General features: G+C 73.7%; 3 protein-coding genes. 1 reads left to right on the top strand and 2 read right to left on the bottom strand.

The window, feature by feature from the left end; all coding sequences use genetic code 11:
- Window positions 1–48 precede the first annotated feature (48 nt).
- Window positions 49–1,221 carry a hypothetical protein gene (locus ACFWFR_RS18110; RefSeq protein WP_377623981.1) on the bottom strand — a complete coding sequence of 391 codons (1,173 nt, stop codon included), beginning with the start codon at window positions 1,219–1,221 and terminating at the stop codon, window positions 49–51.
- Window positions 1,222–1,285: 64 nt separating this feature from the next.
- Between ACFWFR_RS18110 and ACFWFR_RS18105 the strand changes: the two genes are divergently transcribed.
- Window positions 1,286–2,050, top strand: a complete 765-nt coding sequence (locus ACFWFR_RS18105; protein WP_377623979.1) for a hypothetical protein — start codon at window positions 1,286–1,288, stop codon at window positions 2,048–2,050.
- Window positions 2,051–2,099: 49 nt separating this feature from the next.
- On the opposite strand, the gene ACFWFR_RS18100 is transcribed toward ACFWFR_RS18105, so the two are convergent.
- Window positions 2,100–3,860: an FAD-binding dehydrogenase gene (locus tag ACFWFR_RS18100; RefSeq protein ID WP_377623977.1), complete on the bottom strand. Its 1,761-nt coding sequence runs from the start codon at window positions 3,858–3,860 to the stop codon at window positions 2,100–2,102.
- Window positions 3,861–3,941 lie beyond the last annotated feature (81 nt).

The following is a 3,941-nucleotide window of genomic DNA, read 5'->3' as shown; positions in this document are numbered from 1 at the left end:
GTAGAGGCCCCCGGTCCTCTACCTCGACGTCAGCCCTCTACCTCGACGTCAGCCCTCCACCTCGACGTCAGACGTGGTCGCACCTTTCAGCAGCCTCAGGTACCGCACCCTCGTCGCGAGGACCTCGCGCAGCTGCTCCCCGATCCCCTCGACGAACTCCTCGCGGTACACCGCGTCGACCTGGACCGAGATGGCGTAGTACAGACCGGTGAACGTCGCGATCGCGACCGACACCCGCACGAGGGTCTGCGTGACCACGAGCGGGCTCCCCGACAGGTCGAACGTCAGGAGCACGCGCTGCCCGTCGATGCCCCACAGGTCCATGACCTCGGGCGTCACGGTCAGCGTCCCGAGCGCGACGAAGAAGATGCCCATCCCCGCACTGACCACGAGCACCTGCAGGAGCTGGGAGAGGCCGATCATCGCGGCCACGTTGAACCGCTGGCTGCGGGTCAGCGGCGGGAGGTCCGAGGCGCCCGGCACACCGTCGGCGGCCGTGCGCAGCGCGTTCCGCGCCTCGGTCGGCAGGCGCAGCCCCACGAACAGCACGACGAGCCCGGCGAAGAACGTCCCCAGGATCACCCCCGCAGCCCCGCCCGTCCGGCTGAAGACCTGCCACACCTCGGCGTTGTAGAACAGGACGAGCGAGAACACCATGAGCAGCGGCAGGAGCCGCACGAGCCGCATCAGCGACGCCCCGAGCTCGTCGACGATCCGTGCGAGCCCCCACCACAGCGACGAGCCGACGCCGTACGCGACCACGACCCACACGAGCCCCAGGAGCAGCAGGTTGCCGCCGGCCGTGACGAGCGCGGCGCCCCACGCACCCCCGAACACCGCGGGCAGCACGGCGGGCACGAGCACGAAGAACGCGAGCTCGGGCCCGCCGACGTCCTGCGGCAGGGTCGACCAGTGCCGCCCGCGCAGGACGTTGAGCCCCGCGTAGGCCGCGGCGATCAGCACCGCGCTCCCGGCCACGGCGAGCAGGTTGGCCCACCAGGTCCACCCGCCGTTCAGGGCGCCCGTGAGCTCGAGCAGCAGCACGACCACGAGGAAGGGCGCCGAGCGCCCGAACACGTCACGGCGCGCCGAGTGGTCCTCGAGCAGCAGGGGCAGGCCGTTGCGTCGCAGGACGCGTTCGCAGCCTGCGACGTCGAGCTGCTCCAGGCCCGGACCGCCGGCCGGGGGACCGGGGGGAGCGGCGCCGTCGGGCAGGTTCATGCCGGGAGCGTACCGGCAGGGCGGTCCGCTGGCCGGGCGCCCTCGCCGCGGCTACGTTCGCCTCATGCCCGACGACGCCGCTCACCTCCCCGACCTTCCCCCGCCCTTCGGTGGGGTCGCGTGGGACGGCGACGCGTCGGCCGGGGCCTGGATCGGGCCCCTTCTGGGGGAGTGGGGGACCGTGGGGGCGTGCGTCCCGTCGGGCTATGCCGCCTGTGCGCGCATCCCTGACGTGCCCGCGTGGGCCGAGGAGGACGAAGGGATCGGGTCGCTCTACCTGGGACGGAGCGAGCGGACCGGACCCGAGCAGATGGACCTGCTGCTCGACGCCCTCGCGCCGTTCACGGGCGACCAGGTGTGCCACTTCGCGCTGTGGACCGGGTACGGGTGGCTGTACGACCACGCGACCCGTCCCGAGGACTCGACGTCGTTCGCCCTGCTCTCGTTCGGGATCGACGACGTGGGTGAGGGGGACGCGCCGGGGTCCTCGTTCGCGCTCGCGCAGGCGCAGGCCGAGGCCCGGGTGCGAGCGCTGCGGGACGCGCACCAGGTCGAGCGGCCTGCGGCACCGATGCTCGAGCTGCCGTACCGCGGCTACCACCTGTGGCACGGGCCGCTCGCGCAGGCCGCCGCCTTCGCGTCGCTCCACCAGTCGCCCACCTTGTGGTGGCCGGACGACCGGTCGTGGTTCGTGTGCACCGAGCTCGACACCGTGTCCACGGACCTCGGGGGCAGCGAGGAGCTCGTCGCGGCGCTGCTCGAGGTGCCCGGGCTCCGCGCGTCGCGCGTGAGCCCGGACGACCCGGTGCAGATGCCCGCGGACTGGTGACGGGAGCGGTCCTCCGTCTCCAGGCGTGCGGCCGCCCCGGTCCCCGGACCTACAGGCTCCGCGCGAGCGCGCGCCCCACGGTCCGTCCCGAGAAGAGACACCCGCCGAGGAACGTCCCCTCGAGCGCCCGGTGACCGTGCACGCCGCCGCCCCCGAACCCCGCGGCCTCGCCGGCGGCGTACAGGCCCTCGAAGACCGAGCCGTCAGGGCGCAGCACGCGGCCGTCGGTGTCGGTGTGCAGCCCGCCGAGCGTCTTGCGGGTCAGGACCGAGAGCCGGACCGCGAGCATGGGCCCGTCCTTGGGCGTCGTGAGCGGGCGCGGCGGGGACACGCGGATGACGCGGTCGACGAAGAACTTGCGGGCCATCGCCGTCGCCACGACCTGGTGGTCCTTGCCGAGCCCCGAGCGCACCTGGTCGTCACGCAGCCGGACCAGCCGTTCGAGCTCGGTCGCGTCGATGTGCCCCTGCGACCCGGGGGTCGCAGCCGTCAGGGCGTTCATCCCGGCGGCGAGCTCGGTCGGGTTCGCGCCCCACACGAACTCGGGCGACTCGGCGGCGAACCTGGCCACGGGACCGACCGCCCCGGGCAGCACCCGCTGTGCCAGCAGCCGCACGCTCCGGCCGGTGAGGTCGGGGTTCTGCTCCGAGCCCGACAGCGCGAACTCGCTCTCCATGATGGCCTTGTTGAGCACGAACCAGGAGTGGTCGTCGGCGCGGCCCGTGACGTGCTGGAGCGAGCCCAGGGCGTCGAACCCGGGGAAGAGCGGGGCGGGCAGCCGGTGGCCGTGCGCGTCGACCCACAGCGACGAGGGTCCGGGCAGGATGCGGATGCCGTGGTGGGTCCACACGGGCGAGTGGTTCGCGATGCCCTCGGGGTAGTGCCACATGCGGTCCTCGTGGACCAGGGCCGCGCCCGCGTCGCGCGTGACGCCGAGCATCAGGCCGTCGGTCGAGTCGGGGACGCCCGAGAGCATGCGCTCGGGCAGGACGCCCGCGCCCGCGGGCCAGTTCGCGCGGACCAGGTCGTGGTTCGCGCCGATCCCCCCGGAGGAGACGACGACGGCGCTCGCCGACAGCTCGACCTCGCCCACGACGTCGCGCACCGAGGGCACGCCTCGCTCGACCGGGTCGTCGGCCAGGATCTCCGCCCGCACCCCTGTGACGGCGCCGTCGGTCACGACGAGCTCGGTGACACGGTGCCGGAAGCGGATGTCGAGCAGACCGGCCTCCCTGGCGTCGAGCGCCGCCCGGACGAAGGGTTCGAGGATGCCGGGGCCGGTGCCCCAGGTGACGTGGAACCGGGGCACGCTGTTGCCGTGGCCACCCGCGGGGTAGCCGCCCCGCTCGGCCCACTGGACGAGCGGGAACCATCGCACGCCCTTGTCGTGCAGCCACGAGCGCATGTCCCCCGCCGCGAAGTCCACGAACCCTCTGGCCCAGGCGTAGCCCCAGCGGTCCGGCCCGGTGCCCTCCGCGGCTCCCGGCGCGAACTGCGCCGAGCCGAGCCAGTCGTCGAGGGCGAGGTCGGGGGTGTCCTTGACCCCCATGCGGCGCTGCTCGGGCGAGTCGACCAGGAACAGACCGCCGAAGGACCAGAAGGCCTGCCCGCCCAGGCTCGCGGCGGGCTCCTGGTCGAGGAGGATCACGTGACGGCCCGCCGCGGTGAGCTCGGTCGCGGCGACGAGCCCGGACAGGCCCGCACCGACGACGATGACCTCGGCGGAGCCGGCAGCTCCGGGGCTGGTAGCGCTCCCGCGGGCGGGGCGGGCTGCGGTCGGGTCGGGGATGCTGACGTCGTTGTCACTCATGCGCAGAGACTAGACCCCGTGTCCCCTCGCGAGGTAGAGGTCCGGCGTCGAGGTGGAGGTCTCGGGACCTCTACCCCGACG

Origin of the sequence: Oerskovia sp. NPDC060287 (genome assembly GCF_042726775.1) — a bacterium.
Taxonomy (GTDB): Bacteria; Actinomycetota; Actinomycetes; order Actinomycetales; family Cellulomonadaceae; genus Oerskovia; species Oerskovia merdavium.
Note: the sequence above shows the minus strand (reverse complement) of the source record. Positions and strands in the feature narration are given on the sequence as shown.

Excerpts from the sequence above, each read along its gene's own strand:
- ACFWFR_RS18105 (WP_377623979.1), top strand. The coding sequence starts at position 1,286 with ATGCCCGACGACGCCGCTCACCTCCCCGACCTTCCCCCGCCCTTCGGT.
- ACFWFR_RS18110 (WP_377623981.1), bottom strand. The coding sequence starts at position 1,221 with ATGAACCTGCCCGACGGCGCCGCTCCCCCCGGTCCCCCGGCCGGCGGT.
- ACFWFR_RS18100 (WP_377623977.1), bottom strand. The coding sequence starts at position 3,860 with ATGAGTGACAACGACGTCAGCATCCCCGACCCGACCGCAGCCCGCCCC.